This window comes from Pseudomonas fluorescens, from assembly GCF_900215245.1.
In the GTDB taxonomy this organism is placed as follows: Bacteria; Pseudomonadota; Gammaproteobacteria; order Pseudomonadales; family Pseudomonadaceae; genus Aquipseudomonas; species Aquipseudomonas fluorescens.
The window spans coordinates 2,947,678-2,973,590 of record NZ_LT907842.1 but is presented as its reverse complement, the minus strand read 5'-3'; the positions used below and the strand labels follow the sequence as shown (position 1 = coordinate 2,973,590).

The window sequence follows — 25,913 nt, the reverse complement described above, 5'->3', positions numbered from 1 at the left end:
GAATGCATGCAATGGGCCAATTTCTTCGGCAATTAGCGTTCGATGATCGCCGTCACGCCCTGACCGCCGGCGGCGCAGATCGAAATCAGCCCACGGCCCTTGCCCGCTGCGTCCAGCAGCTTGGCCAGATTGGCGACAATGCGCCCGCCGGTGGCGGCAAACGGGTGCCCGGCCGCCAATGAACTGCCTTTGACGTTGAGCCGGCTGCGGTCGATGGCGCCCAGCGGCGCATCCAGCCCCAGGCGCGTCTTGCAGTAGTCGGCATCTTCCCAGGCCTTGAGCGTGCACAACACCTGGGCAGCGAACGCTTCGTGAATCTCGTAATAATCAAAGTCCTGCAACGTCAGGCCGTTCCTCGCCAGCAGGCGCAGCACGGCATACACCGGCGCCATCAACAGGCCTTCGGCACCGTTGACGAAATCCACCGCAGCCGCTTCACCATCGCGCAAGTAGGCGAGGATCGGCAAACCGCGCGCCTTGGCCCAGGCTTCACTGCCCAGCAATACCAGGGAGGCACCGTCGGTCAGCGGCGTCGAGTTGCCCGCGGTGAGCGTGCCCTTTTCGCTACGCTCGAACGCCGGTTTGAGACTGGCGAGTTTTTCCAGGGTCAAGTCCGCGCGCACGTTGTTATCACGGGTAAGGCCCAGAAAGGGTGTGAGTAAATCGTTGTGCCAACCTTCGGCGTAGGACGCAGCCATTTTCTGGTGGCTTTCCAGCGCCAGTTGATCTTGCTCGGCGCGGGGGATTTGCCAGGTCTGCGCCATCAGCTCGCAGTGCTGGCCCATCGACAAGCCGGTGCGCGGTTCGCCATTACGCGGCAGTTCCGGTTTGAGGTGATGCGGACGAAGTTGTAACAAGACTTTTAATTTATCCGCCATGGACTTGCTGCGGTTGGCTTGCAGCAGGAGCTTGCGCAGCCCCTCATTCACGCCGATCGGCGCGTCGGACGTGGTGTCGACGCCACCGGCAATCCCACACTCGATCTGGCCCAGGGCGATCTTATTGGCCACCAGCAACGCCGCTTCCAGGCCGGTGCCGCACGCCTGTTGAATGTCGTATGCCGGCGTTTGCGGCGACAGGCGCGAGCCCAGCACGCACTCGCGGGTCAGGTTGAAATCCCGTGAATGCTTGAGCACCGCCCCCGCCGCCACCTCGCCGATGCGCAGGCCGTGCAGGTTGTAGCGTTCGATCAAGCCTTCCAGCGCCGCCGTCAACATCGCCTGGTTACTCGCCGTGGCATAAGGGCCATTGGAGCGGGCGAAGGGGATGCGATTACCGCCAATGATCGCTACACGGCGCAATTGAGTCATGGAAAGCTCCCTGAAGGTGATGAGGTGAGTCTGTGAGACTAGCCTAGGCTCAATCGAACGACTTTCACCTCTTGATGGTCCACCGTTTGAACCCCAGCACTCGGAGAGCGTTCCATGTCTGACCGTTATATCGACTTCGCCAACTCAAGCCTCGGCCATCGCCTGGTCGCCGCCATTGGCCTGCCGTCACCGGTACGCCTGGAACGCTGGCAGGCCGGACGCCTGCGCCCGGTGGAAGGTGCGCTGTTGTTGGGTGGCGGCGCGCTCGCGGCCAAGGTGCTGCCGTTTGCCAATAAACTCACCGACGCGATTTACAGCTACGGCCCTGAGCCATTGGCCGCGTCCGCGTGGATCCCGGGGCATGGCCCCAAACTCAAGGCCGTGGTGTTCGATGCCAGCGACTTGCAGCACACCGACCAGCTCAAACAGCTGCGCGAATTCTTTCAGCCGTTGCTGAAAAATCTTGCACACAGCGCCCACGTGGTGATCCTTGGCCGCGCCCCGGAAACCCTCAGCGATCCGTTCGCCGCCAGCGCACAGCGTGCCCTCGAGGGCTTCAGCCGATCCCTGGCCAAAGAGCTGCGCAGCGGCGGGGTTCTGCAGTTGTTGTACGTCGGCGAAGGCGCCGAGGATCAGCTGGAAGGCGCGCTGCGATTCTTCCTCTCCCCCAAAAGTGCCTATATCTGCGGCCAGGTGATTCGCCTGCAAGCCTGCGCCACACCGGTCGCGGATTGGACTCGCCCGCTGGCCGGGCGCAAAGCGCTGGTCACTGGCGCCGCACGGGGTATTGGCGCCGCCATTGCCGAAACCCTGGCGCGCGACGGTGCCGATGTGATCGTACTGGATGTGCCCCAGGCCAAGGCTGATCTTGACGCGCTTGCGGCGCGCCTGGGGGCGCGCACTATCGTGCTGGATATCTGCGCCGAAGACGCCGCTGCACAGTTGATCGAACACTTGCCGGACGGCATCGACATCGTGGTGCACAACGCCGGCATCACCCGCGATAAAACCCTGGCCAATATGACCCCGGAATACTGGGACGCCGTACTGGCGGTCAATCTCAACGCGCCGCAGGTGCTGACCAAAGCCCTGCTGGACAGCGGCACCCTGCACGACAACGGCCGCGTGGTGCTGCTGGCTTCCATCAGTGGCATTGCCGGCAACCGTGGGCAAACCAATTATGCGGCCAGCAAGGCCGGCTTGATCGGCCTGGCTCAGGCGTGGGCCCCTTTGCTTCAAGAACGCGGCATCAGCATCAACGCGGTTGCCCCCGGTTTTATCGAAACCCAGATGACCGCGCACATTCCCTTCGCCCTGCGTGAGGCTGGGCGCCGCATGAGCTCATTGGGCCAGGGTGGTTTGCCGCAAGACGTGGCCGAAGCGGTGGCCTGGCTCGGTCAGCCGGGTTCCGGAGCGGTCAGCGGCCAAGCATTGCGGGTGTGCGGGCAAAGCCTGCTGGGAGCGTGAGCATGGAGTGGCGGACATTAGACAGCACCCCGTTTCTGCCGCCGCTGTACTGGCGGGCGGCGCTCAAGCGCAAGATCACCGGCAGTACGTTGCCCGATGAAGGGCTGCGCTGCCACCTGCGCGTGAACCCCGAGCACCTGGCCGCTTATCGCCAGGTGTGCGGGTTTGCGGACAGCCCGGTGCTGCCGGGTACGTATCCGCACGTGCTGGCGTTCGGTTTGCAAATGCAATTACTCACCGACAAACAGTTTCCGTTCCCGCTGCTGGGGCTGATTCACCTGAGCAACCGCATCCGCATCCATCGCCCATTGGGCGGTGTGAGTCACCTGATGGTTGGCGTGCACGCGAACAACCTCCAGCCCCATGCCAAGGGCGCGACCTTTGATATCGTGACCACGGTGCAAGATTCCCTCGGTCTGTTGTGGGAAGCCGAGAGCCGAATGCTCTGTCGCGGAGTGAAACTGGAAGGCACGCCGCACGATGATCACGTGTCGGCCACAGGAGACGTCAGCGAATTGGCCCGTTGGAAGGCACCCGCCGATATCGGCCGCCGATATGCACGAGTATCCGGCGACTACAACCCGATCCACCTGAGCGCATTGACGGCCAAGCTCTTCGGCTTCCCGCAGGCGATCGCCCACGGGCTGTGGAGCCTGGCGCGAACGCTGGCCGCGCTGGATGAGAACGTGCCTGCTGCCAATGTTGAAATAGAGGTCGAATTCAACAAGCCCGTGCGCCTGCCCAGTGAAGTCATCTTACTGGCCCATGCCGCAGGTGCCAGCGGCGAGTTGCTGTTAAAGGGAATGGGTGACCTTCAGCATATGGCGGGCAAGTGGCACCCGATCGCATGAGAAAAACCATTTAATTGTATATATACACCCTAAGTTATAGCGGACGCCCTGGCGTCCGTTTTTTTATTTAACCCATTGATATATAAAACGTAGATAACTTTATACAGCCCTCTGTTACACCCTTCGCATTAACCATTAAGCCGACTAAGACCTTGTGTATATAAATTGTTAATACCAAGTTGAGCGTTGCGAGAAAGAGTGCCCGGGTCTGTGATAACCACACGGACAAACGTATCGCTATCCAAGAAATAACGAGCGTTTGAAAACAACCAAGGTTGTACAGGTGCAAGGGAACTCCATCATGAAAACTCAAACTCAAGTAGTGTTATGGAAAACAAGTACCGCGCTGGCCCTGATCATGGCGATGAGCCTCGGTGGCTGCAGCAGCGGTGGTGGCGGGCATCACAGCAGCGTGGCGGCATCCTCGCCTGACGCAGGCGCGGGAACCGGCGGTGGCACGGGTGGCGGTGGTACGGGCGGTGGTACGGGCGGTGGCACCGGTGGCGGTACTGACGGCGGCACGGGCGGCGGTACTGGCGGTGGCACGGGCGGTGGAACCGGTGGCGGTACTGACGGTGGCACGGGCGGTGGAACCGGTGGCGGTACTGGCGGTGGCACGGGTGGCGGAACCGGTGGCGGTACTGGCGGTGGCACGGGTGGCGGAACCGGTGGCGGTACTGGCGGTGGCACCGGTGGCGGTACTGGCGGTGGCACGGGTGGCGGAACCGGTGGCGGTACTGGCGGTGGCACCGGTGGCGGTACTGGCGGTGGCACGGGCGGCGGAACCGGTGGCGGTACGGGTGGTGGCACGGGCGGCGGCACTGGCTCGGTAACACCGCTGGTAACAGGCCAGATCGTCGGCGCCCTGGGCACCACCGTCGGCAACGTAGGCACAGCGGTGGGTAACATTGGTTCGAGCTTGAACGGTGTTCCAATTGTCGGCGTTACCGCTGGCGGCCTGGTCACGTCCACCGGCAATGCCGTCACCAGTATCGGCACCGGTGTCACAACAGGCCTGGGCTCCCTGGGTACCGACAGCAACTCCCTGGGCAAAACGGTTGCTGGCGTAGGCACCGGCGTCGCCAATCTGGGCACCGGCGTGTCCACTGCGGGCCAATCCCTGGGCACCACACTGAGTGGCGTACCCGTGGTGGGTGGCTTGACCGGAGGCGTAGGCACAGCAGCGGGTGGATTGGTTAATACTGCCGGTCAGGCAGTCACCATGCTCGGCGATACCCTTAGCACCGCCAGCACCACCGGCCCACTGGGCTCGTTGACGAATACGGTGGGCAGCAAAGTGCTGGTGCCTGTGGTTTCCCTGGTGGAAAACACCACCGGCAACCTCGGCACGGCCACCGGCCTGGGCAGTCCGGTCAATGGCCTGCTGAATAAAGTCGGCAGTACCGTCACCGGCGTGGGCGGTCAAGTCGCCAGTGCCGGCGGTGCCGGCAACCCTGTCACGACGGTGGTGGGCGGTGCATTGACCGGGGTTGGCAGCGTGCTCGACAAGTCCGGCGGCTATGTCGCTCCTGCCAGCGCTGCGCCAGCCTCAGGCATACCTGAATTGGTGGGCGGACTGGTGGCCAATGTGGGTAACGGGCTGAATGCCGGCAACACCAACGGCACTGTCAGCGCAGCCGGTGTAACCGGCGGCGCACTGGGCGGCACCGTCGCCTCGCTGGGTACCGTGATCGGTGGCAATGGCGTCGCCAATACGGCCGCCACGGCGCCGGTGGCAAGCGTGGCCACCACCGTCGGCGCGGCCCTGAACCCTGTGACAACCGGTGTTGCCAGCCTGACGCAAAATGTCGGCACCACCACAGGCGTCGGCGCTCCGGTCAACGGTCTGGTGACCCAAGTCGGCGGTGCAGTCAGCGGCGTCGGCACCACGTTGACCGCCGCCAACGCCAACCCGGTGACTAACGCCGTGGGCACCACCGTCACCGCCGTCGGCAACACCGTGGGCGCGGTAGGTGGGTTGGTCACCGGCGGTACCGGCAGCGGTGGTGGCCTGCTCGGCGGTCTGACCGTCGGCGCCGGCACCAGTGCCCCGGCCAGTGGCACCACCAGCACCGGCACAAGTGGTGGTCTGGGAGGGTTGTTAAACGGTCTGACCGGCAAATAATAGAATGCACCTGGCCGATTAGACGGCCTCCCCTACAGCGCCTACGCTTGGTTGAGACGAGAGACCCTATCAGTCTCTCGTCTTTTTTATAGGGCTTGATGCCACGCCCTCCCGAACCGCGTCCCAGAACCCGGCGGGCCCGAGACGCTGCTGCAGTCTGACCATGGAGTGTCCTATGCGCGTGTTGACTCCGTTGTTTTTGCTTACCCTCAGTGCTTACGTTCAGGCTGAGACCCTTCCCAGTTTCCTCAACAGCAACGACACCATTCGCAACCTGCCGGTGCCTAACCTACCTGCCGACGCCTATCGACCCGTCACGCCACAAACCCAGGTGCCGCAAGCACCCGCCACCCAGAACCAGCCGTTGCAGATGGACACCAAAGTCACCATCCGCAAGCTGCAGATCGAGGGCGGCACGATCTATCCACTGACCGAAACGGCCCAGGCTTACGCAGCGTTGCTCGGCCATGAAACCAACCTCGCGCAATTGATCGAAGCCACCCGCAGCATCACGCGTCGCTATCAACAGGACGGCTACCTGTTGTCCTACGCGTTCTTGCCGCAACAGACCTTCGAAAATGGCCTGGTGCGCGTGGTATTGGTCGAGGGGTACATCAAGGATTACCAGCAAAGCGGTGACATCGGCGCGGTGTCGGCCTACGTCGACAAACTGGCCAACAAGCTCATGGCCGAACGCCCTCTCACGCGCAAGACGTTCGAGCGCTACACCACCCTGATGGGGCGTATCCCCGGCGTGACCTTGCAGGCGCAAGTGCCGCCGCCGGGCACCACTGATGGGGCCGCGCACATGAAGATCGAAGCCACGCGCAAACCCTTCACCACCAGCATGAGCCTGGTCGATGACAACCGTAACGGCACGCAAGCATTGCTCACCGCTACCAGCAACTCCCAGACGTCGATGGGCGAGCAATTCTACGTCAGTGGTTTGTTCCCACCGGGTGACGATAAACAGCACTACTACCGCGTGGGCTACAGCCAGTTCATCAACGCCGAGGGCAGCCAAGTGGTGGTGGGCGCCGAGCGCTATCGCGCCGACCCCAAAAGCAACATCCAGCTTAACGGTGGCTTCGAACTCAAACCGCATCAGTCGATTGATCGCTACACCATCGGCCTCAGCCATCCGCTGATTGCCTCACCGAATGAATCACTGACCCTGGCTACACGCCTGTACGCGGTGGACCAAACCACGCGCTATCAACTGGTGGGTTACCCGCAGCGTTTCGACATCGAAACCAACCTGCGCGCCCTGGCCTTCGAGGGCGACTGGCGCAAGTCCGACACGCGCCAACTGCGCATCCTCAGCGCCGGGCTTTACCAAGGCATCAACGGCTTGGGCGCCACGACGCGCAGTGACCTGGAGGTGACGAAACCCGACCTGGACTTCTTCCGCCTGCGCCTCTCCGGCGTGCAAAGCGACAAGTTCTTCGATAACTGGCAGGGCGTGCTGTCGGGGGCGTTCTACTGGAGCGACAGCACCTTGCCCGACAGCGAGCGCGCCACATTCGGCGGGCAGAACTTCGGCCGCGGATACCCCGATGATCAAGCCTCAGGCGACAAAGGCTGGGGCGCGGCGTACGAGGTCAACTACAGCTTCAATCGCGCCGGCGAGTGGCTCAAGGTTGTGCAACCTTATGTGGTGCTCGACCGTGCCAAGACCTGGTTCAACGAACTGCCAGCCAAAAGCAATGACCTGTCATCCGCTGCCGTGGGCGTGCGCTTTGGCGATAACAAGTACTACAACATTGCGCTGGAAGCGGCCAAACCGATGTCGGACATCGCCCTGGACAGCTTCAATCGGCGCCCGCGTTATACGCTGAGCTTCAGCTATCAACTCTGAATGAGGAGACTGTGCAGAGGGCGTTAACGCCCTCTCACAGGGAGGACTTTCTCAGCGGGAAAAGGCTGTCGAGGGTATCGAACAAGCGCTTCAGGTAAATCGGTTTGCGGAACAGATCCAGCACTTGCAGACGCAACATATCGCTGACGTCATCCATCTCGGCATGGCCCGACATCACGATCACCGGCAAGTGTTGACGAGCGGTGTGTTCGCGCAAACGCTTGATCAACGAGATACCACTTTCCTCGGGCATCCGCAGGTCGGTAATGACCAGCGCGATATCGGGGTGCAGGGTCAGTTCCTGCAAGGCAAAGGTGACGGAGGTCGCCGTAAAACAAACGAAGCCCTCGTTCTCCAGCGATTCCGCCAGTTCAACGAGGGCATCTTCTTCGTCGTCCACCAACAGGATCTGTTGACGGCAAGGTATAGCTGCAGCATTCATAGGCACTACCTGATGTTCCAATCAACAACGTGTGCACTCAACAGGAGGCCGTCTAACACTCACGTAGTGGTAATGGCGGTCTGGATTTTACCAATGAAGGTCGTAATCTGAGGTCCCAGCGTAGTCCCGGCTGCCAGTACCACCAGCGCTACAATTGCAACGAGAATAAGGTATTCGATCGCCGTTGCGCCGTCCTTGCGCTGAAAAAATACCTGGAGTTGAACATACAGTCTCATCAACAGATTAAAGACCATCTTACTTCTCCTCTGGCGACATGACGCCATATCAAAGCTCTGTCCACGCTACTTGCAGTGAGTCGTTACGTTGTCGTAATCGCCGTCTGAATTTTCCCGAAGAATGTCGTGATTTTTGGCCCCAGCGTCGTCCCGGCTGCCAGAATCACCAATGCAACAATCGCCACGAGAATGAGGTACTCAATCGCCGTCGCGCCATCCTTGCGATGAAAAAGTAACTGAAGTTGAACATGGAGTTTAATCAACAGATCAAGAATCATCGGAATGCTCCCTGGGCGACCAGACGCCCTGCCTCGGTGCTGCACAGTAATTGCGATGTGCCATCTGAGCATTGTCAACAAACTTCCCCCTCACAACTGTAAGAAGGGATTAATCACAAAGTAGTGGCTGCTTTGTTGACCTGCTAAAGCCTCGATTTCAAAGGCCGGTTTGTGCGCCACAAAGAAATGTTGCTGTCAGTAATGGCATTTTGTCCTAGCTGAACTACCTTCAAATAGCTAAATAGTTAGTTACCGTTCATAGCAGCGGGTTGCGGAATTAGCCTGTTTGGATAGTCGGGTTTTAGTGCAACGGGAAAGGGAGAGCCGTCATGAACACGCGGTTGAGCATGGTACTGGCGGGTGTGCTTTTGATAGGTGCGCTGTTTGCCGGTTATTGGGGGCTGGTGCTCAGTCGTCAACCTGCCCCTTTGCCGCCACCACTGCCACAGGCTGCACCGGTCGAAAAGGCGGTGGCCGTGGTGGAAGATCAAACCCGCCAACCGGTGGTGGTGTTGGCCCATGATGTACCACCCTTTGTTGCGCTGAATGCCGCCGACCTGGCCGTGGAAAAACTGCGCACAGTACCCGTCGGCAGCTTGACCAGCGTTGACCAGGCCATCGGCCGCACGCCCTGGCGAGCCCTGCGCGCCGGCACCTGGCTGAACGATGAGAGCTTCACCGCCGGCGGCCCGCTGGCCCGCATGATCCGCCCGGACGAACGCGCCCTGGCCGTCGCGGTCGATGAAGTGATTGGTGCCGCTGGCCAACTGAGTCCCGGTGACTACGTGGATGTGCTGCTGTACCTGCGCCAGGACGCCGCCAACCTCGAACAATCGGCACAAGTGGTGGTCCCGGCCATGCGCCTGCTCAGCGTCGGCGATCAAATGGGCCTGACCAACGACGGTGCCCCGGCCACACCACCGGCGCTCACCGCCGAGGAAAAAGCCCAACGCCACGCGCCCTCTCGCACCGTGGTGCTGGCAGTGCCCGAGCAACTGCTGAGCCGCCTGATGCTGGCGACCCAGGCCGGCACCTTGCGCCTGGCGGTGCGCAGCGCCGATGAACGCTTGCTGAGCCACTACTGGGCCGGCGAAAGCGATGCGCCGGGCAACCTGCAAAGCGCCAACCGCGATCTCTACCAATTCACTCAACTGGCCTTTGCCCAAGCCCCGAAAAAACTCGCCCAGGGCAGCCCACGCCGCACCGGTGTTGAAGTGATACGTGGCAATCAAGCAACCCAACAAACACCCGACTGAACAAGGATGCTGTGCATGAGCCGACGTTTCGCACCGGTGTTCACGCTGAAAATCGCCTGTGCCCTGATGCTGTCGAATGTGTCTGTGGGTATGGCCGTGGCCGCCCCAGGCAACTGCGGCAGCCTGGGCCAACTGCCCGCCGCACTCTCGGTAGGCGAGGGCCTGCAACAGGAGCTGCAATCACCCGTCGCGATCACGCGCCTGGCGATCGGCGACCCGAAAATTGCCGATGTCCACCTCAACGGGGATCGCGGTTTCCTGCTGACCGGTGTCGCTTCCGGCACCACCAGCCTGATGGTCTGGACCGCCTGCTCGAACACCCCGCGCCAGAGCATGGTGTTCGTCAAAGGCAAGGCCACCTCGGCCCTCACCAACCTCGCACTGTCGCCTTCCGATGACCCGCTGCTGCCCAGCCAGGTGCAGACCGACATTCGTTTTGTCGAGGTCAGCCGCACCAAGCTCAAGGAAGCCAGCACGTCGATCTTCGGGCGCGGCGGCAACTTCCTGTTCGGCAGCCCCAGCAACGTGGCCAACCCGGTGAGTACGCCGTTTCGCGGCAACCTGCCGGTCAACGGCGACACCTTCAATATCGGCTTCGGTGGCGGGCGTGTCTCGGCCATGATCAACGCCCTGGAAAGCAGCGGTTTTGCCTACACCCTGGCGCGTCCAAGCCTGGTAGCCATGAGCGGCCAGAGCGCGACGTTCCTCGCGGGCGGCGAAGTGCCGATTCCAGTGCCCAGCAGCGGTAGCAACAGCATCTCGATCGAGTACAAGGAGTTCGGGATTCGCCTGACCCTGACCCCGACCGTGATCGACCACAACCGGATCTCCCTCAAAGTCGCACCGGAAGTCAGCGAGCTGGACTACACCAACGCGGTGATCATCCAGAACATTTCGGTACCGGCCCTGACCATCCGCCGCACCGACACCAGCGTGTCGCTGGCAGACGGTGAAAGCTTCGTGATCAGCGGCCTGATCAGCAGCAACAACAGCACCAATATCAGCAAATTCCCCGGCCTCGGCGACATCCCGGTCCTGGGGGCGTTCTTTCGCGATTCCTCGGTTAAACGCCAGGACAAAGAACTGCTGATGATCGTCACGCCGCACCTGGTGCAACCGTTGGCGGCCAACGCCCAACTACCGTCCTTGCCGGGTGAGAAGCTGCGCAACTACGACCCGAACTGGTACCGCCTGTATTTTCTGGAAAACGGTAATTTCGACCGACTCAACGGTTTGTCCCAATGAGCGATAGCCTGAGCCAGACGTTTCTGGCAATCACGCGCAATACCACCGACCTGGAATGGCTGCAGGGCGCGCTGGCGCCGCTTGGCCAAGTGGTCAGTGCCGGCAGTGGCACCCTGGACGAGCTGCTGGCGCTGGTGGATGTCACCTTCGCCAACCTGGTGTTCATCGGCCTCGACCGTGAGCACGTGGTCGCCCAAAGCGCGCTGATCGAAGGTGCGCTGGAAGCCAAGCCGATGCTGGCCATCGTCGCCCTCGGTGACGGCATGGACAACCAGTTGGTACTCAATGCAATGCGCGCCGGCGCCCGGGATTTTGTCGCCTACGGTTCACGCTCCAGCGAAGTCGCCGGGCTGGTGCGCCGCCTGAGCAAGCGCTTGCCGCAGGTCACCACCAACACCCAACTGGGCGGCCTGACCGTGCTGTACGGCACCCAAAGCAATGCCGACGGCGCCCTGCTCACCAGCCATTTGGCGTTGGTCGTGCAAAAGAGCGGCCAGCAAACGTTGCTGCTGGACCTGGGCCTGCCCCGCGGCGACAGCCTGGCGCTGCTGGGGCTGGAAAGCTCATTCAATTTTGGCGATGCCCTGCGCCACCTCAGGCGGCTGGACACCACCCTGATCAACAGCGCGTTTACCTCTGCCGAAGACGGTCTGCGCATCCTCGCCTACGCCCCCAACGACGAGCCGCTGGAGCTGACCAGCGCCGCCGAGCTGTACATGCTGCTCAGTGCCTTGCGCCAGCACTTCCAACACATTGTGGTGAACCTCGCCGGCCAACCGGACAGCGAAGCGCTGCGCACGTTTGTCAGCCACTGCGACAAGCTGTTGTGGTGCGCCGACCAGAGCGTACTGGACTGCCGTCGCAACCTTGGCGTGCTTAAACAGTGGCGCGAAAAAGGCATGAAACTGGAGCACGCCAAGCTCTTGGTCGACCGCTATATCAAAGGCTGCGCGCCCGATGCCGAGGCCTTGGGCAAAAGCTTCGGGCTGGAAGTGATCGCCGTGTTGCCGTTTAGCCCGGAGGTGCGCCTGAACGCCAAGAACCAGGGGCAAACCCTGTTCGCACTGGCCCCTCGGGAAAGCCTGACCCACGCCCTGAAAACCCTCGGCGAGCGCCTCGCAAAACGCTCGGAAGGCATGAAGAAAACGTCCAACACCTGGCTTGAACGCTTGCTGGGAGCCGGCAAATGAACGGCGAAAAACTCTTTGGCACACCGGTTCGCGAATTCGGGGGCAATACGGACCACGACGGGCTGAAGCTGGTGCTGCATCGTTACATCATCGATGCCATCGAAGAGTCGGGAAAAAACCTGCTGGAGGGCTCGCGCCAGCTGTTGGCGCAGTTCGTCATCGACAAAGTCGCTGAATACATCAACCGCCTGCACCTGGCGATTTCCCGTTATGAGATGGAACGGCTGGCCGAAGAAATCGTCGACGAGTTGACCGGTTTCGGCCCACTGGAAGTCCTGCTGCGCGACCCGTCCGTGACGGAAATCCTGGTCAATGGCCCGCACCGGGTGTTTATCGAGCGTGACGGTTTGCTGCACCAGAGCGACCTGCGCTTTATCGATTCGCACCACGTTGAGCGGGTGATGCAACGCATCCTCGCGCCGCTGGGCCGGCGCCTGGATGAGTCATCGCCGATGGTCGACGCCCGTCTGCCCGATGGCAGCCGGGTCAACGCGATCATCCCGCCGATCGCCCTCGATGGGCCGTGCCTGTCGATACGTAAATTTCGCAAGGACATGCTCAAGAGCAGCGACCTGGTCGCGATGCAGACCATCGACCAGAACATCTTTGACTTCTTCCAGGACGCGGTCGGCAAGCGCTGCAACATCCTCATCAGTGGCGGCACCGGCACCGGCAAAACCACTTTGCTGAATATTCTCAGCCAATTGATCAACCCCCATGAACGCCTGGTCACCATCGAGGACGTGGCCGAGTTGCAACTGGGCCACCCGCACGTCGTGCGCCTGGAAACCCGCCCGCCGAACGCCGAGGGCCACGGCGAGGTCAAGGCCAGCGACCTGATCCGCAACGCCCTGCGGATGCGCCCCGACCGCATTATTCTCGGCGAGATCCGTGGTGTCGAAGTGCTCGATGTACTGACCGCCATGAACACCGGCCACGACGGTTCCATGAGCACCGTGCACGCCAACAACGCCGGCGATGCGCTGCTGCGCCTGGAAACCCTGGTGGGGTTGACCGGCCGCGTGGTGGCGGAGAAAACCCTGCGACAAATGATCTGCGCGGCCCTGGATGTGGTGATCCAACTGACCCGCCTGCCCGACGGGCGTCGTTGCGTCAGCGAAGTGGTCGAGGTGGTGGGCATCCGCGAAGACGTCTACGTGACTAACACCCTGTTCCGCCATGACCGGCGTACCGGTTTCGGTTTTCTGCGTGAAGCGGTCAACCCTGCCGGCGAAAAACTGCGCCGCGAACCGACACTGCCTTGAAGGAGGCACAACCATGACCGGGGCTATCCTGCTGCTCATCTGCCTGATCCTGATCGGCCTGTCGCTTCGGTCCTTTCAAAACGGCCTGCGCCGCGCCCAGACCGAGCGCGTGCTGGGCCGGCTCGCCGAAGGCCAGCCGCAACTGACCGAAGAGGCCGGCCAGTGGAGTGGCGTGGAAAAAATGTTCCTGCGTGCGGGCCTCGGCAAACCCAGCGACAGCTTGGGGCTGTGGCTGACGATGTGGGCCCTGGGCGTCGTGCTGGGTGGGTTGGTGGCCGGTTGGGCCGGCCTGCTGGTGATGCTGGTATTGCCGCTGTTGCTGTTGCGCCTGTACATCGCCTGGCGCTACCAACGACGCATCAAGCGCATGATCGAACAGTTACCGCAATTGCTCGACCATACCGTGCGCAGCCTCAAGGCCGGACGCACGTTGGCCGATGCGGTGCTGGGCGGTATCGAGATCACGGAGGACCCGCTGCAAGAAGCCATGGGCCGTATCCGGCGCAACGTGCAGTTGGGTGTCAGCCTGCCGGAATCCGCCCACGACTTTGCCGAGTTCTACGAGCGTGATGAGTTTCGCCTGTTCGCGCTGGGCCTGAAGGTCAACCATCGCTATGGCGGCAACGCCAGTGAACTGCTGGAAAATCTGATCAAGATGATCCGCGAGCGCGAGCAGGCCGCTCGCCAGCTGCGCGCCCTGACCGGCGAAACCCGGGTGACCGCCTATGTGCTCACCGCCCTGCCGATCTCGATGATCGGCTACTTCCTGGCGGTGAACCCCGCCTACCTGATGACCATGTGGAATGACGGCACCGGGCGCATGCTGTTGTTCGTGGCGCTGATCATGCAGCTGTTGGGCTGCTTCACCTTGTGGCGCATGTTGCGGAGCGTATGAGATGGCTATTTCGCTGCTGATCAGCGCCGTACTGTTCCTGGCTGCCCTGGCGCTGGTGCTGGCCAACTTGATTAAACATCGGCGCAGCCAACGCCTGGTCGCCCAGCGTTTGCAGGGCCAGATGGGCAGCGAACACAAGCTCGGCAACCTAATGCGCCAACTGGGCAACAGCCCTTTGGCACAGCGTTCGGTCAGCCTGGACAACGAAACCCAAACCCTGCTCAACCGGGTCGGCTGGCGCCAGGCCTCCCAGCGCTCCATGTTCGCGGCCATCCAAGTGGGCACCCCGTTACTGCTGTTGGGCGTTGTGCTGGTGGGCCAGCAACTGCTGTTTCCCCACACGGCGTCGCCGTGGCTGGCGCCCTTGATTGGCCTGGGCATCGGCTACCTGCTGCCCAAGCGGATTCTGGCCAGGGCCGCCAATGCGCGGCAGCAACGCATTGCGCGCGAGGTCTCCACGTTCATTCCGCTGCTGCGCATTCTGTTCGAATCCGGCATGGCGGTCGAACAAGCGCTACGCGTGTTGAGCATTGAAGCGCAGCGCCTGCTGCCGGCGCTGACCCATGAACTGCGCCTGATCCTGACCCGCGTCGACTCCGGCCTGGAACTCAGCGAAGAGCTGGGTAAAACCGCCAGGATGCTGGCCGTGGACGAATTCACCGACACCTGCACCATCCTCCAGCAACTGGTGCAGCAGGGCGGCGGTGCGATGAAATCGTTACTGGCGCTCAAGCAATTGCTCGACGACCGACGCCTGACGCGCATTCAGGAATTCGTGTCGAAAATGTCCGCGAAAATGTCGGTGGTGATGATGGTGTTTTTGTTTCCCGCCCTGCTGATCGTGCTTGGGGGGCCGGCGTTTATCGGTATCTCTCGGGCCTTGAGTAACTTATGAGGAGCGCCCGATGAAAGCCTTGATAGCCGGTATGAGCCTGTTACTGCTCGGCGGTTGCGCCACCAATGGCCAGACCCCGTGGGGCGCCCTGACGGCCACCGGCACCTGCCCCAAGCCCGGCGCCGACCAGGAACTGTCGCTGAACCTGGCCGATGAAATGGCCAACGACGGCAAGCTGCACGCCAGCCTGGCCAACCTGCAGAGCTTGCCGGCCACGCTGCCCCAGGTGCGCCTGCGCCAGGCCAAGGCTTATCGGTTGCTGGGACGCAGCGAGGCCGAGCCACTTTATCGCAGCCTGCTCGGCACCTGCATGGCCGCAGAAGGCGAACACGGGTTGGGGCAACTGGCCTCGGCCAAGGGCGACAACGGGCAAGCCATGTCGCACTTGCAACGCGCGGCGCGACTGGCCCCGACCGACGAAAAGATCCGCAACGACCTGGGCGTGGTGTACCTCAACCAACTGCGTCTTGAGGATGCGCGATTCGAATTCTTGACCGCCATGGAACTCAAGCAGAGCGACCCGCTGGCGGCGATCAACCTGGTGACCCTGCTGATCTATCAGGACAACTGGCAGCAGGCCGCGCAACTGGTCACTCAAATGGGCCTGAGCCCCGAACAAGTCACCGATGCCCAGGCCAGGGCCGAAAAACTCAAGGGCTCCAGCGCAACCGTCGCCAAGGCCAAGGACCAGATCGCGACGGTCGTCGATCCAGCCAGCCACCCGAGGAATTGATCATGAACGTGCCTTATCTGACCAGCCTGGCAGTGCTGGTAATGCCCCTGAGCGTGATGGCCATAGACCCCGGCCCCTCGTCGCCGCAGCAGGCAGTCACCGAGAGCTGGCTGACCTTGCAGGCCAGTGGGCGTGCCGCATCAACGACACCGCAAAAGGCCACGGCCGCAGAACGCGAACAAGCCGCCCAGCGCTTACTGGAGAGCTACAAGCATCCGATTCCGGAGTATTTCGAACAGAAAGTCGGTGGGCAGACCCAAGGCAGTAATTGAGCCAATCCGGCACCCGCGTCGTGCCAAATGGAGGAGCGGGCTTGCTCGCGAATGCGTGGTAGCAGCCGAGACATCCTCAGCCGATTCACCGCTTTCGCGAGCAAGCCCGCTCCCACATTTTGGCCGAGTGTGAAAGGACAGGGTCAGTGGGCAGTGACACGCTGGCGCATTGCCGAATTGTTCGGCGATAGCGCCAACGCCAATTGCGTGCGGTTATGCATGTGGGTCAGGCGTAGAACCTGGGACACATACAGCTTCACGGTGTTCTCGGTAATGCCCAGCTCGCAGGCGATTTGATAGTTGGTCTGCCCCTTGCCCACCAGCCGCGCGACGTCCAACTGACGCGGCGACAATTGGTTGAAGATCGCCGGCGTTTCTAACGGCCCGACCTCCTCGGCCGAGGCATCTTCGCCTTCCAGCACTTGCGGGCTGCGGCGCACTTTGTCGAGGTCCTGGTACAGATCATTGATGGACTCGGAAAGAAATTGCAGCTTCTGGTTCAGGTGCCCCAGTTGCAGCTCCTTCTTGCGTTCTTCCAGCGCGGCTTCCTGGCGCTGCAAGCCTTCGAGCAACTCGTGCAGGTTGATCGGCTTCTGGTAGTAGTCCGCGATCCCCGCGCGCAGGGCCTTGATCACATCTTGCTTATCGGCGCGGCCGGTCAACATGATCGCCTCGAAGGCGCGCTGTTTGCCGGCCACCTTTTGCAGGGCCTGGACCAGCTCGATGCCGTCCATGTCCGGCATATGCAGGTCGCACAGCACCAGGCCGATCTCGGCGTCTTCGCTGAAGCGTTTCAAGGCCTGTTGGCTGGACTCACAAGGCACGCAGCGGAAACCGCTGCTTTCAAGGAACTCACAAAGCTCTTCCACGATCAACGGCTGATCATCGACTACGAGCACTTTTACTGCAGAGGTAAGCTTGTTCACGCGCGACTCCATGCCTTGCAAGCCAATAGTTTGACTAATCCTTCACCACGAAATATTCCTGCACCTGCGTATTAAACGTAGACGTACTTTCTGACTATGTACATAGCGTTAATACCCTCTGACGACTAATGGATCCAAAACCAGGCGAGTGCAAAGCCCACCAGTAAAAACGGCGCAAACGGCAATTTTTTTGACGAATTCGGGGCCAGGTACAGCAGATGCGTTTTAAGCCCTTGACGCATAAGCGGCCACAGTTTTGGCGCGAGTAACAGCCAGAGCACATTGACGGCCGCAGCGCCGACAAATGACCCCAGCAAATACTCGGCATTCGATGCCAGCGCCAGCGCCGCAAGCAGCTTGACGTCCCCCGCCCCCAGCCGGCCAAGGGCGTAACCGGGCAAGGTCAACAGCAGCGCGAGGATAAACGCCCACAGCCCCTGCGCGACGGATGCACCGAGCCAGGTGTTGCCCGTCCACACAAGATAAATCAACGCCAACAGGGCCGCGCCCAGCGTCAGGCGATTGGCAAGCAATCGTTGCCGGGCGTCCTGCCTCGCACACAGCGCCAACCACAACAGCACCACCGCAGCTTGGATCACTAAAAAACGTCCCTTTTCGCCGATTGATTCTATGCTGATATCAAGTAGTAGCCGTCAGGGTAGACGCGGTGATGAAAACAAGCCTCCCCAGTAAGCAAAAAGGCACGGCAGCGATCGAATTTGTGGCCGTGTTTGTGATTTTTTTCGCCGTGTTCTACGGCATGGTCAGCTATAGCCTGCCGCTGCTGCTCTTGCAGTCGTTCAACCAGGCAACCGCCGAGGCCGTGCGGCTGAGCGTGGCCCTGGACCCGACGATGCCGGGCTACCAGGCCGCCGTGCAGAGCACCGCCAAAAACGCTATCACCACGCGTTTGTATTGGATTCCGCCGGCGTACAACTTCAACATCAACCAAATCAGCACCACCTTCAACAACGGCCTGCTGTCGGTGCAGATCAACTACCCGTCGGCCAATCTCCAGTCGGTCATGCCCTTTATTGTCCTGCCCGGCATTGGCACCGTGCCGCAATTGCCGGTGACGTTGCAGGCCCAGTCGAGCCTGCAATTTTGAGTTCCGGCGACAAACTCTTCGGGCGCCTGCTCGGCCGCAGTAGCGCGCTGGCTATCGACACGCCACTGCCCCCGGCTGCCGGTTTGCACATGCAGTTGGATGCTCAAGGCCATGTGCTGGAGATCAGCGGCACGCTGCGCCCGCAGTTGGGGCACCCGATGAACTCGCCACGCTTGCACGACCTTCTGTGTGCCCATAGCGCCCTGGCAGTGGAAGGTGTGCCGGCCGATTGGCAACGCCACAGCCTCGACCTGGATTTCCACAGCGTAGCCGGGCACATCCTGCACACCCGGGCGACGATAGAAGCCCACGAGCACGGCTGGCTGTTGCATGCCGTGGATATCGGCGATTTGCTCGGCGGCCGAGACCGGGCCGAACAGCGCGAACAGAACCATCAACTGACCAGCCGGGTAAGTGAGCAATTGCGCGTGTGCAGCCTCAGCCGCCTGCCCGAGGTGTTCAATGAACAGTTGTGCAGCGTCGCGCAACGCTGGCGTATCCCGTGTGTCGCCCTCGCCTTGCTCGATCAGGAAGATCAGGGCTGGATGATCTACAGCCAGTACGCCAACCATGACGCCCCGCTGTTCTGGCACGCCGGTCAGCGGCTCGGCACCTGCCTGGACAGTCTCAACGGTACGACGCCGCTGAGCCTGCAAGCCCCCTATGGGCGTGGTGAACACCCGCGTTTGCATAGCGTATTTGGGAATGCCGATGGTTTTCTGGTGCCCTATCGCGATGGCCAAGGCGTCGCCGCATGGCTGCTGTGCGGCGCCTACAGCGGCCAACCGCACACCGGCGATCGAGACTGGCTGAACCTCGCTGCTGCCCTGGCCGCGCCATTGCTCAGCCGCCTGCGCGAACACCGTCACCATCAACAACTGGAACGCCTGGAAGCCCTGCAAGGCTTGCTGGGCACTGGCTGGTTTGAGTTGTTGCCCGCGAGTGACGAAATCCAGCTCGCCCCCCAATTGATACGCAACCTCGACCCGGAGGAAGGCCCGACTCGGCAACCTCTGGACACGTGGCTGAACCTGATCCACCCCGCCGACCGCCAGGAGCTGCACAGTCGTCTGCACGACCTGCAAACCCTGGGTAAGCCGTTGCTCGCCAGCGTACGCCTCAACCGCAGCGACCCCGACCGGCCGCCGACCTGGTATCGCGTGCAGGGCCAAGTGTTGGGCGCCGGTGAGCAACGTCGATGGGTCGGCTTTATGCTCGATATCAGTGACATCAAGAACCAGCAACTGCAAGCCGACGCCGCCCACGCCCGGTTGGACAACCTGATAGCCAGCTCACCGGCGGTGATCTATGTGCAGCGCTATGTGAACGGGGCCCTGCAGCCGGTGTTTTTCAGTGACAGCCTGCTCCCCTTGCTCGGCCGTACACTCGCCGAGTGCAACCACGACAGCCTGGTGCAATGGGTACACCCGGACGACCGCGACCTGTACTTCCAGCGCACCCGCCAACTGCTGCGTGAAGGCAGCGTGCGCAGCCGTTATCGTGTGCAGGACAAACAGGGCGACTACCACTGGCTGCTCGACGAAGCCAAGTTGCTGCGCGACGACCTTGGCGTGCCGGTGGAAGCGGTCGGCCTGTGGCTTGATGTCACCGAGGCGACCCTGGCGGCGCAACAGGTCAAGGACAGCGAGGAGCGCTACCGAATCCTCGTCGAAGACTCCCCGGCGATGATTTGCCGCTACCGCCCGGACCTGACCCTGACGTTTGGCAACACGCCACTGGCCAACTACCTGGAATGTTCACCCGCACAGCTGCACGGGGTGAACCTGGGGGACTGGCTGTCGACCGAACAGCGCGAGGCATTTACCCACCGCATCGAGCAACTGACGCCGGAATTTCCCGTCAGCACCGCCGAAATCAGCCTGCAATTACCTGGGCGCGAACATGCCTGGTGGGTGTGGTCGGACCGCGGGGTATTTGATGAGCACGGCGCATTGGTGGAAGTACAGGCCGTGGGCCGCGACAACACCGAGGTGCGCCGCTCTCAGCAACAACTGACGCAAAGCGCGAAAATGGCCACCCTCGGCGAAATGGCCACCGGCCTGGCCCACGAGATCAACCAGCCACTGAATGTGATGCGCATGGCCATCGTCAATGTGCTCAAGCGCCTGGGCAATGGCGACGCGCAGGTCGATTACCTGACCGAAAAACTGCAGCGCATTGACGCACAGGTACAGCGTGCGGCCCGTGTGGTGGACCACATGCGCGTGTTCGGCCGCCGTTCGGAGATCGAGCAACAACCCTTCGACCCGGCGCAGGCGCTGGAGGGCACACTGTCGTTGCTCAGCGAAGGCCTGCGCGGCAAAGGCGTGGACGTGCGCCTGACCCAGGCGCAGGTTCCGGTGCAGGTCAAAGGCTACATCGACCAACTTGAACAGGTGTTGATCAACCTGATGGTCAACGCCCGCGATGCGCTGGTCAGCCAACGCGAGAAAAACCCCGCGTTGCGCCCCTGGATTGCAGTGCACACCGAACACGACAGCCGCCACGTACGCATCTGGGTCGAAGACAACGGCGGCGGCATCGACCCACGTTTACTGGAGCGAATCTTCGAACCGTTCTTCACCACCAAGCCGATTGGCGTGGGGACCGGGTTGGGCTTGTCGGTGAGCTACGGCATCGTGGAAAACATGGGCGGGCGCCTGAGCGTCAGCAACGGTGAACACGGCGCGCGGTTTTGTATTGAGCTGCCCAGGGCCACCGACGCTTAAATCACCAGGTAGGCTTCGCCGGTCTGGCCGCAGGTCAGGTTGGCGCCGACGTTCACATTCGCCAGGCTGATCCCCAGGCTGTTCAACAGGTTGTTCAGGATCGGGTTGAGCAATGGGGCCAGCAGGCTATCCACGACCGGCGTGACGATGGCGCTGACACCGCTTAACAGCGAGACCGTATTCGCAATCAGGCTGCCCAGCGGGTTATTGCCCACCGGCTGATAGGCGGTAATGCCCACGCCACTGAGGGTGGTGGAAAGGCTGCTCACCACATTGGTGGCGGGCGTGGCGGCCAAATAGCTAGGCGTAAGGCCTACGTTGGGTGGTGTGGCAAACGGCGTGGGGCTGGAAAACACCTGGGTTTGGCTGCTCCCCACGATCGGGCTTTGCACCTTGATGCCGATACCGCCGCCGGCAAATGGCACCCGGGGACCGCAACTGCCGATAAAGGCAATCATGTGACAGGTCTTGGTGCCAATATCGATCAGTGCCAGAGGGGCCACCGTCATCGGCTGTGTGGTGGAAAACGCATTCGTGATCGCGCCCACATTCAGCGATGCCACAGAGGTTGTGGTGTTCGCCGTCAGACTCTTGGTACCTGCGTTGCCGGTTGGGCAGCTGTACGCGGTGACATAACTGCTGGCGCCCCCGGCATCCAGCACGATGTTAAGCGGCAAGTTGCCCGGCAACGGCAGCAAATCCAACTGTTGGCACCCGGCCCCCAGCAAACACAGCGCCGAGTTGATGGTGGTCACCAGGTTCAAGCTCAGCAGGCCATTGACCACCGGCGTCAACGGCCCCACCAGGTTATTCACCGCGGTGGTCATCCCTGACAAGTTACTCAACACCGGCAAGCTGACCGTCACCTGCGTACGCACCTGAGCGGTACGGACATAAATCGCATTCGGCCCCAGTGGGTTGGCGGCGGCCAGTGCCGGGTTGCCAATGGCCGACAATTGCGGTGGCTCAATCACTTTGACTTGGGTGGTGATATTGGCCAGCCCCAGCAGGCTCACCGGCAAGGTTGCCGCCACCGCGCTCTGGCTGTTGGACAGTTGCACCACGCCCTGGATCAGTTGGAACACCTGCAGGTTGGCGTTCAGCGCGGCCGCGGTGGTGCCCGTCTGCAATTGCAGGATTTGCCCGAGGGTCAAGGGCGCCTGGTTGATCGCAGCGACTTGCAGGTTGCCCAGCGCCGTCAACACGTCTGCCGTCGCCCCGTTGGCGGTCAGCACGCTGATCGCGGCCTGGATCAACTGCGACGCGGTGACCGTGGTGTTGAGCAACTGGGTGTAGTTACCGGCGGCCACGTTCAGGTTGACCGCCAACTGGTCGAGGTAACTGAGCAGGTTGATATTGGTAGTGAGCAAGCCGTTCCAGCCCGCCAGGGTCAGGTTGACGTTGCCGCCGAGCAAGCCGCTGAACAGCGGGTTCAACAGGCTCGCGCTGGCTGTGTTGACGCTGGCCAGGGTGCTGTTGATGGTGAGCTGGGCCAACGATGGCGCAGGCTTGGCCGCCACTGCCGTCGCCGTCAAGACGGTGTTGACGCTGATCGGGCCGCCGGAAACGAGTGCCCAGATCCCGCCGGCCACGCTGGTCGTGACAGTTTTGCTGAGCACCACTTGAATCGCCGATGACACCGCAGGGTTGGCACTGAAGGTGCGCACCCCAGACGCGCCAGTCGTTACCGTGCCGCAAAGGGTCGCCAGGCTATTGCCGTTACCCACCACAAAATGGTTGCGGGCCACACTCTGCGCCGCATAAGCCGCTGCGCTCAGGCCCGCCACACAGGTCCCGCCGCGACTCACGGCTTCCAGTGCCGCCGTATCCGCCACGCCTTGCAGCTTGCGTTTCTCCAGGTACAAACGGCCGCTGTCGACCACCAGCAACGTGCAGACCAACACCAACGCCAACACGCCAGCCGCCATCAAGCCAATGGCACCGCGCTGCTTGCAAGCCAATCGGGGAGACATCGAGCACTCCTGTGCCGGCGAGTTGCCGAGCGCTTACTCTCCTGGGGTGTCAATGAGTGTAGACAAGGGCTGCGGAGGATGACGGGCAAATGCGGGAGGCGGTTTGCTCCCGCACAGCTCAGGTTCAGTGCGGTGGGTAATTCGAGAGGATCTTGGTCACGGTGGTGCGGATCGCATTGCTGCGGTCCTGCGGGTTCGGCGTGCTGCTCATCATCTGCTCGTCGCTGCCACGCCACACCAGCTTGCCATCCTTGCCGTCCAACAGGTCGACCTGCAGGGTTGCGACCTTGTAGGTGATGTTGCGCGTTTCGTTGTACATCGGCGCGCCCCAGTACCCGTTCCACGGGCCGCCCCAGGCGCCGCCGTAATTGGTCGTGACTTGTTGCTGGCGGTCTTCGACGATCAGGTAAACCTGCACGTTCAGGTCAGCCTTGGTGCCTGCCGCTGCGGGACGCAGGCCGCGCTGGTCAAGTTGTTCAGCCACGGCCTGGCGGATGCGTTGCTCAGTGAGGTCGCTCTTGATGCGCGGGTCATCCGGGCGATATTGCAGGGCCGGGTCCTTCCAGGCCCAGTTGCGGTAGGCACCGAAGTCGCGGCTGGCGTCATAGTCGTTATTGACCTGACTGGTCTGGCAGCCCCCCAGCAGTAAAACAGCAGCAAGTGCAGCGAAGCGACGAAGCATGATTGTTCTCCAAAAAACGCCATAAGCCTGAGATGAGAATAGCGGCTAACTGGGCGGGTAAGCCGTCATGGCCTTCTGCATGGCTTCGCGCAGCGCATCCGCCCGCTCGCTCAAGCTGCCCTGGCTGGTCGTTTCGGCGCTGGTGCTCCAGACCGGCTGGCGGGTGCGGGCATCGAACAGGCTGATACGCGCCACCGCCACCGTCACTTCATAGGTGCGCACCACCGGCACCGAGTTGTACATGCCGTAACCGTTGCCATAGCGGTTATAGCCACCGTAACCATAGCCATAATCGTCCTGGACCTGGCGCAGGCGTTTTTCCAGGCGCACGTCGGCGCTTACCAGCAAGTCGGGCGCACGGTTGTCATGCAGGGGGCGCAAGCCGCGCTGGTCAAGGGCACCGCTGACCGCCTCGGCAATTTGCGCCGAGTCGGCCCACGCCGAACCCGCCGGCAGTTGGCCGTTAAGCCAGGCCCAACTGCGGTAGGCGCCATAGTCGCGGACCGGCGCCGGGTAAGCGCTGGCATCAAAGGTGTTGGCCGCCTGTGCCGGCGCCGGTGGCATCGGGGCCGAGGCGGCCACGTAAGGATTCGGGCTGGAGCATGCGCCCAACCCCAGGGACAACAGGATCAAACAGAGACGACGCATTTCGACCTCCGCAGACTGGGCCGCTTAAACCGGACGGCATATCCAGTGTAAATAACGCCCAAGTCCGGCAAAGCTTGGGTGACGACGGTGAGCGAGTTCCATCTCCAACAAATCCTGTAAATCGGCGCGGGCCTGGAATTCCACCGGCATGTAGTCGTGGAACACCCGCACGCCACTTTGGCTTTCGACCTGCCATAGCCCGTCGAGTTGCGCTGCCAGCTCGCGTGGGTCGAGGGGTTGTTGCGGCGTCAGGCTCTGCTTTTCGCCGGCCATGTCGTTCTTGCGCATTTTGCGGAAGTGGCCTTTGAGCAGGTTGCGATAAATCAGCGCATCACGGTTGTAAAACGCCAGCGACAACCAGCCGCCGGGCACCGTGAGTTGGTGCAGCACCGGCAGTATCGCATGGGGTTCGGCCAACCATTCCAGCACCGCGTGGCACAGCACCAGGTCGTAAGGCTCGGTGAGTTGGCCAAGCAGGTCCTGCCAGGGCGCGTGAATAAAAGTCGCGGTCTGCCGCGCATCGGCAAAGCGTTGGCGCGCGCCGTCGAGCATCGGCTCGGCGGGCTCGGCCAGCGTGACCTGATGGCCGCGTTCGGCCAGCCACAACGACATATGCCCCAGGCCGGCGCCGATATCCAGCACACGCAACGGGCGGTCCGGCAGGGCTTCGGTCAGGTCGGCCTGGAGCACCGCCAGGCGAATCGCACCTTTGGCGCCGCCGTAGATTTTCTCGGCGAAGCGCGTGGCCAACTGGTCGAAATGACGATCACTCATGGGCAAACCGCCGTTCGCTGTCGGCGAGTTTCGCGCGCACCACTTCATTCATGTCCAGGCCCAGCTCACTGCACAGCAACAGCAGGTACAGCACGATATCGCCGACTTCCTGCCCGGCATGGGCGAGTTGGTCTGCGGGCAGTTGCCGCGACTGGTCTTCGGTCAGCCACTGGAAGATCTCCACCAGCTCGGACATTTCCACGCTGGCGGCCATGGCCAGGTTTTTCGGGCTGTGGAACTGCTTCCAGTGATTGGCATCGCGGATACGGTGCAGGCGTTCGGTGAGGTGTTCGAGGTTCATGCGGGGGCTCCTGAAGGTGTATAGCTTCGGGCGGATGATTAGCGAAGGCAAGTGAATCCCTGCACGCCGTAAACCTCTATGCTAGAAGGGAACTCGCGTGCGCCGATAACGACCAAAGGCTCAGGTCCGGCAGCTACGCCCACCTATTCATCAGGACACACACATGCAAACAGACTTTTTCGGCTGGCTGGGTCTCAAAATCGGCCAGATCATCCACTTTATCGTCGAGCTGTTCAGCGGGCTGTTCAACACGCTGTCCCATGCCGGCGGCGATTTTGTCGACGGGCTGTCCAAATCCCTGGGCATGGATACGTCGATCATCAGCATCATCACCCTGATCATCGGGCTGTTGCTGCTGTACTCGGCAGTGCGCGCGTTTATGCGGGCGTCGATCATTGCCGGGATTATCTGGTTGATGCTGGGCCTGTGGCTGCTCAGCTGGGTTGTGCACTGA

The 25,913-nt window shown here is 61.8% G+C and carries 26 protein-coding genes; 15 read left to right on the top strand and 11 right to left on the bottom strand.

Annotation, left to right across the window (positions count from 1 at the left end; genetic code table 11):
- Window positions 1–32: 32 nt before the first annotated feature.
- A complete protein-coding gene (locus tag CPH89_RS13635) occupies window positions 33–1,310 on the bottom strand; it encodes an acetyl-CoA C-acetyltransferase (RefSeq protein WP_053254165.1) in 1,278 nt (425 codons plus the stop codon).
- Window positions 1,311–1,424: 114 nt separating this feature from the next.
- On the opposite strand from CPH89_RS13635, the gene CPH89_RS13630 reads away from it, so the two are divergent.
- The 4 genes from CPH89_RS13630 (at window position 1,425) to CPH89_RS13610 (ending at window position 7,611) form a co-directional block, all read left to right on the top strand.
- Window positions 1,425–2,777 carry a 3-oxoacyl-ACP reductase gene (locus CPH89_RS13630; RefSeq protein ID WP_053254164.1) on the top strand — a complete coding sequence of 451 codons (1,353 nt, stop codon included), beginning with the start codon at window positions 1,425–1,427 and terminating at the stop codon, window positions 2,775–2,777.
- Window positions 2,778–2,779: 2 nt separating this feature from the next.
- A complete protein-coding gene (locus CPH89_RS13625) occupies window positions 2,780–3,628 on the top strand; it encodes a MaoC/PaaZ C-terminal domain-containing protein (RefSeq protein WP_053254163.1) in 849 nt (282 codons plus the stop codon).
- A gap of 301 nt (window positions 3,629–3,929) precedes the next feature.
- Window positions 3,930–5,753 (top strand): collagen-like triple helix repeat-containing protein, encoded by a 1,824-nt coding sequence (locus tag CPH89_RS13615; RefSeq protein ID WP_232005445.1) that lies wholly within the window; start codon window positions 3,930–3,932, stop codon window positions 5,751–5,753.
- Between the two features lie 175 nt (window positions 5,754–5,928).
- A complete protein-coding gene (locus CPH89_RS13610) occupies window positions 5,929–7,611 on the top strand; it encodes a ShlB/FhaC/HecB family hemolysin secretion/activation protein (RefSeq protein WP_053254162.1) in 1,683 nt (560 codons plus the stop codon).
- Window positions 7,612–7,645: 34 nt separating this feature from the next.
- Here the strand turns inward: CPH89_RS13610 and CPH89_RS13605 are convergent, their stop codons facing one another.
- From CPH89_RS13605 to CPH89_RS13595, 3 genes are all read right to left on the bottom strand, one after another.
- Window positions 7,646–8,053 carry a response regulator gene (locus CPH89_RS13605; RefSeq protein ID WP_053254161.1) on the bottom strand — a complete coding sequence of 136 codons (408 nt, stop codon included), beginning with the start codon at window positions 8,051–8,053 and terminating at the stop codon, window positions 7,646–7,648.
- A gap of 59 nt (window positions 8,054–8,112) precedes the next feature.
- Window positions 8,113–8,307: a Flp family type IVb pilin gene (locus CPH89_RS13600; RefSeq protein ID WP_053254160.1), complete on the bottom strand. Its 195-nt coding sequence runs from the start codon at window positions 8,305–8,307 to the stop codon at window positions 8,113–8,115.
- Between the two features lie 65 nt (window positions 8,308–8,372).
- Window positions 8,373–8,567 carry a Flp family type IVb pilin gene (locus CPH89_RS13595; protein WP_053254159.1) on the bottom strand — a complete coding sequence of 65 codons (195 nt, stop codon included), beginning with the start codon at window positions 8,565–8,567 and terminating at the stop codon, window positions 8,373–8,375.
- Between the two features lie 329 nt (window positions 8,568–8,896).
- On the opposite strand from CPH89_RS13595, the gene cpaB reads away from it, so the two are divergent.
- Genes cpaB through CPH89_RS13555 form a run of 8 tightly spaced genes read left to right on the top strand, consistent with a single transcriptional unit; the run spans window position 8,897 to window position 16,318 of the window.
- Window positions 8,897–9,823, top strand: coding sequence for a Flp pilus assembly protein CpaB (gene cpaB, locus CPH89_RS13590; RefSeq protein WP_053254158.1), 927 nt, complete (start codon window positions 8,897–8,899; stop codon window positions 9,821–9,823).
- Window positions 9,824–9,838: 15 nt separating this feature from the next.
- Entirely contained in the window at window positions 9,839–11,068 is a 1,230-nt protein-coding gene (locus tag CPH89_RS13585) for a type II and III secretion system protein family protein (protein WP_053254157.1), read from the top strand.
- Window positions 11,065–12,258 (top strand): CpaE/TadZ family protein, encoded by a 1,194-nt coding sequence (locus CPH89_RS13580; protein WP_053254156.1) that lies wholly within the window; start codon window positions 11,065–11,067, stop codon window positions 12,256–12,258. Before CPH89_RS13585 ends, CPH89_RS13580 begins: the two co-directional genes overlap by 4 nt.
- Complete coding sequence (locus CPH89_RS13575) at window positions 12,255–13,523, top strand: TadA family conjugal transfer-associated ATPase (RefSeq protein ID WP_053254155.1); 1,269 nt, start codon at window positions 12,255–12,257, stop codon at window positions 13,521–13,523. Before CPH89_RS13580 ends, CPH89_RS13575 begins: the two co-directional genes overlap by 4 nt.
- 13 nt (window positions 13,524–13,536) lie before the next feature.
- Window positions 13,537–14,418 (top strand): type II secretion system F family protein, encoded by an 882-nt coding sequence (locus CPH89_RS13570; RefSeq protein ID WP_053254154.1) that lies wholly within the window; start codon window positions 13,537–13,539, stop codon window positions 14,416–14,418.
- 1 nt (window position 14,419) lies between these two features.
- Entirely contained in the window at window positions 14,420–15,313 is an 894-nt protein-coding gene (locus tag CPH89_RS13565; protein WP_078827692.1) for a type II secretion system F family protein, read from the top strand.
- Window positions 15,314–15,323: 10 nt separating this feature from the next.
- Window positions 15,324–16,046 carry a tetratricopeptide repeat protein gene (locus CPH89_RS13560; protein ID WP_053254153.1) on the top strand — a complete coding sequence of 241 codons (723 nt, stop codon included), beginning with the start codon at window positions 15,324–15,326 and terminating at the stop codon, window positions 16,044–16,046.
- A gap of 2 nt (window positions 16,047–16,048) precedes the next feature.
- The gene (locus tag CPH89_RS13555; protein WP_053254152.1) at window positions 16,049–16,318 is read left to right on the top strand and encodes a DUF3613 domain-containing protein; all 270 of its coding nucleotides are present in this window, start codon (window positions 16,049–16,051) and stop codon (window positions 16,316–16,318) included.
- Between the two features lie 143 nt (window positions 16,319–16,461).
- Here CPH89_RS13555 and CPH89_RS13550 read toward each other — a convergent pair whose 3' ends face one another.
- Together CPH89_RS13550 and CPH89_RS13545 are read right to left on the bottom strand one after the other, a co-directional pair.
- A complete protein-coding gene (locus CPH89_RS13550) occupies window positions 16,462–17,244 on the bottom strand; it encodes a response regulator transcription factor (RefSeq protein WP_053254197.1) in 783 nt (260 codons plus the stop codon).
- Between the two features lie 125 nt (window positions 17,245–17,369).
- Entirely contained in the window at window positions 17,370–17,843 is a 474-nt protein-coding gene (locus CPH89_RS13545) for a prepilin peptidase (protein ID WP_053254151.1), read from the bottom strand.
- A gap of 71 nt (window positions 17,844–17,914) precedes the next feature.
- Between CPH89_RS13545 and CPH89_RS13540 the strand changes: the two genes are divergently transcribed.
- Window positions 17,915–18,352 (top strand): TadE/TadG family type IV pilus assembly protein, encoded by a 438-nt coding sequence (locus CPH89_RS13540; RefSeq protein WP_053254150.1) that lies wholly within the window; start codon window positions 17,915–17,917, stop codon window positions 18,350–18,352.
- Window positions 18,349–21,081, top strand: a complete 2,733-nt coding sequence (locus CPH89_RS13535; protein WP_053254149.1) for a PAS domain-containing sensor histidine kinase — start codon at window positions 18,349–18,351, stop codon at window positions 21,079–21,081. The genes CPH89_RS13540 and CPH89_RS13535 overlap by 4 nt, the downstream gene beginning before the upstream one ends.
- On the opposite strand, the gene CPH89_RS13530 is transcribed toward CPH89_RS13535, so the two are convergent.
- The 5 genes from CPH89_RS13530 to CPH89_RS13510 form a co-directional block, all read right to left on the bottom strand.
- A complete protein-coding gene (locus tag CPH89_RS13530; protein WP_053254148.1) occupies window positions 21,078–23,054 on the bottom strand; it encodes a pilus assembly protein TadG-related protein in 1,977 nt (658 codons plus the stop codon). The two genes, CPH89_RS13535 and CPH89_RS13530, sit on opposite strands and share 4 nt — an antisense overlap.
- Before the next feature lie 124 nt (window positions 23,055–23,178).
- On the bottom strand, window positions 23,179–23,736 hold the full coding sequence (locus CPH89_RS13525) for a DUF4136 domain-containing protein (RefSeq protein WP_053254147.1): 558 nt from the start codon (window positions 23,734–23,736) through the stop codon (window positions 23,179–23,181).
- Between the two features lie 45 nt (window positions 23,737–23,781).
- Window positions 23,782–24,384 (bottom strand): DUF4136 domain-containing protein, encoded by a 603-nt coding sequence (locus tag CPH89_RS13520; protein WP_053254146.1) that lies wholly within the window; start codon window positions 24,382–24,384, stop codon window positions 23,782–23,784.
- Between the two features lie 24 nt (window positions 24,385–24,408).
- Window positions 24,409–25,158: a methyltransferase gene (locus CPH89_RS13515; RefSeq protein WP_053254145.1), complete on the bottom strand. Its 750-nt coding sequence runs from the start codon at window positions 25,156–25,158 to the stop codon at window positions 24,409–24,411.
- Window positions 25,151–25,459 (bottom strand): MazG-like family protein, encoded by a 309-nt coding sequence (locus CPH89_RS13510; RefSeq protein ID WP_053254144.1) that lies wholly within the window; start codon window positions 25,457–25,459, stop codon window positions 25,151–25,153. The genes CPH89_RS13515 and CPH89_RS13510 overlap by 8 nt, the downstream gene beginning before the upstream one ends.
- A 163-nt stretch (window positions 25,460–25,622) precedes the next feature.
- Here CPH89_RS13510 and CPH89_RS13505 point away from each other — a divergent pair, with 163 nt between their 5' ends.
- Entirely contained in the window at window positions 25,623–25,913 is a 291-nt protein-coding gene (locus CPH89_RS13505) for a hypothetical protein (RefSeq protein WP_053254143.1), read from the top strand.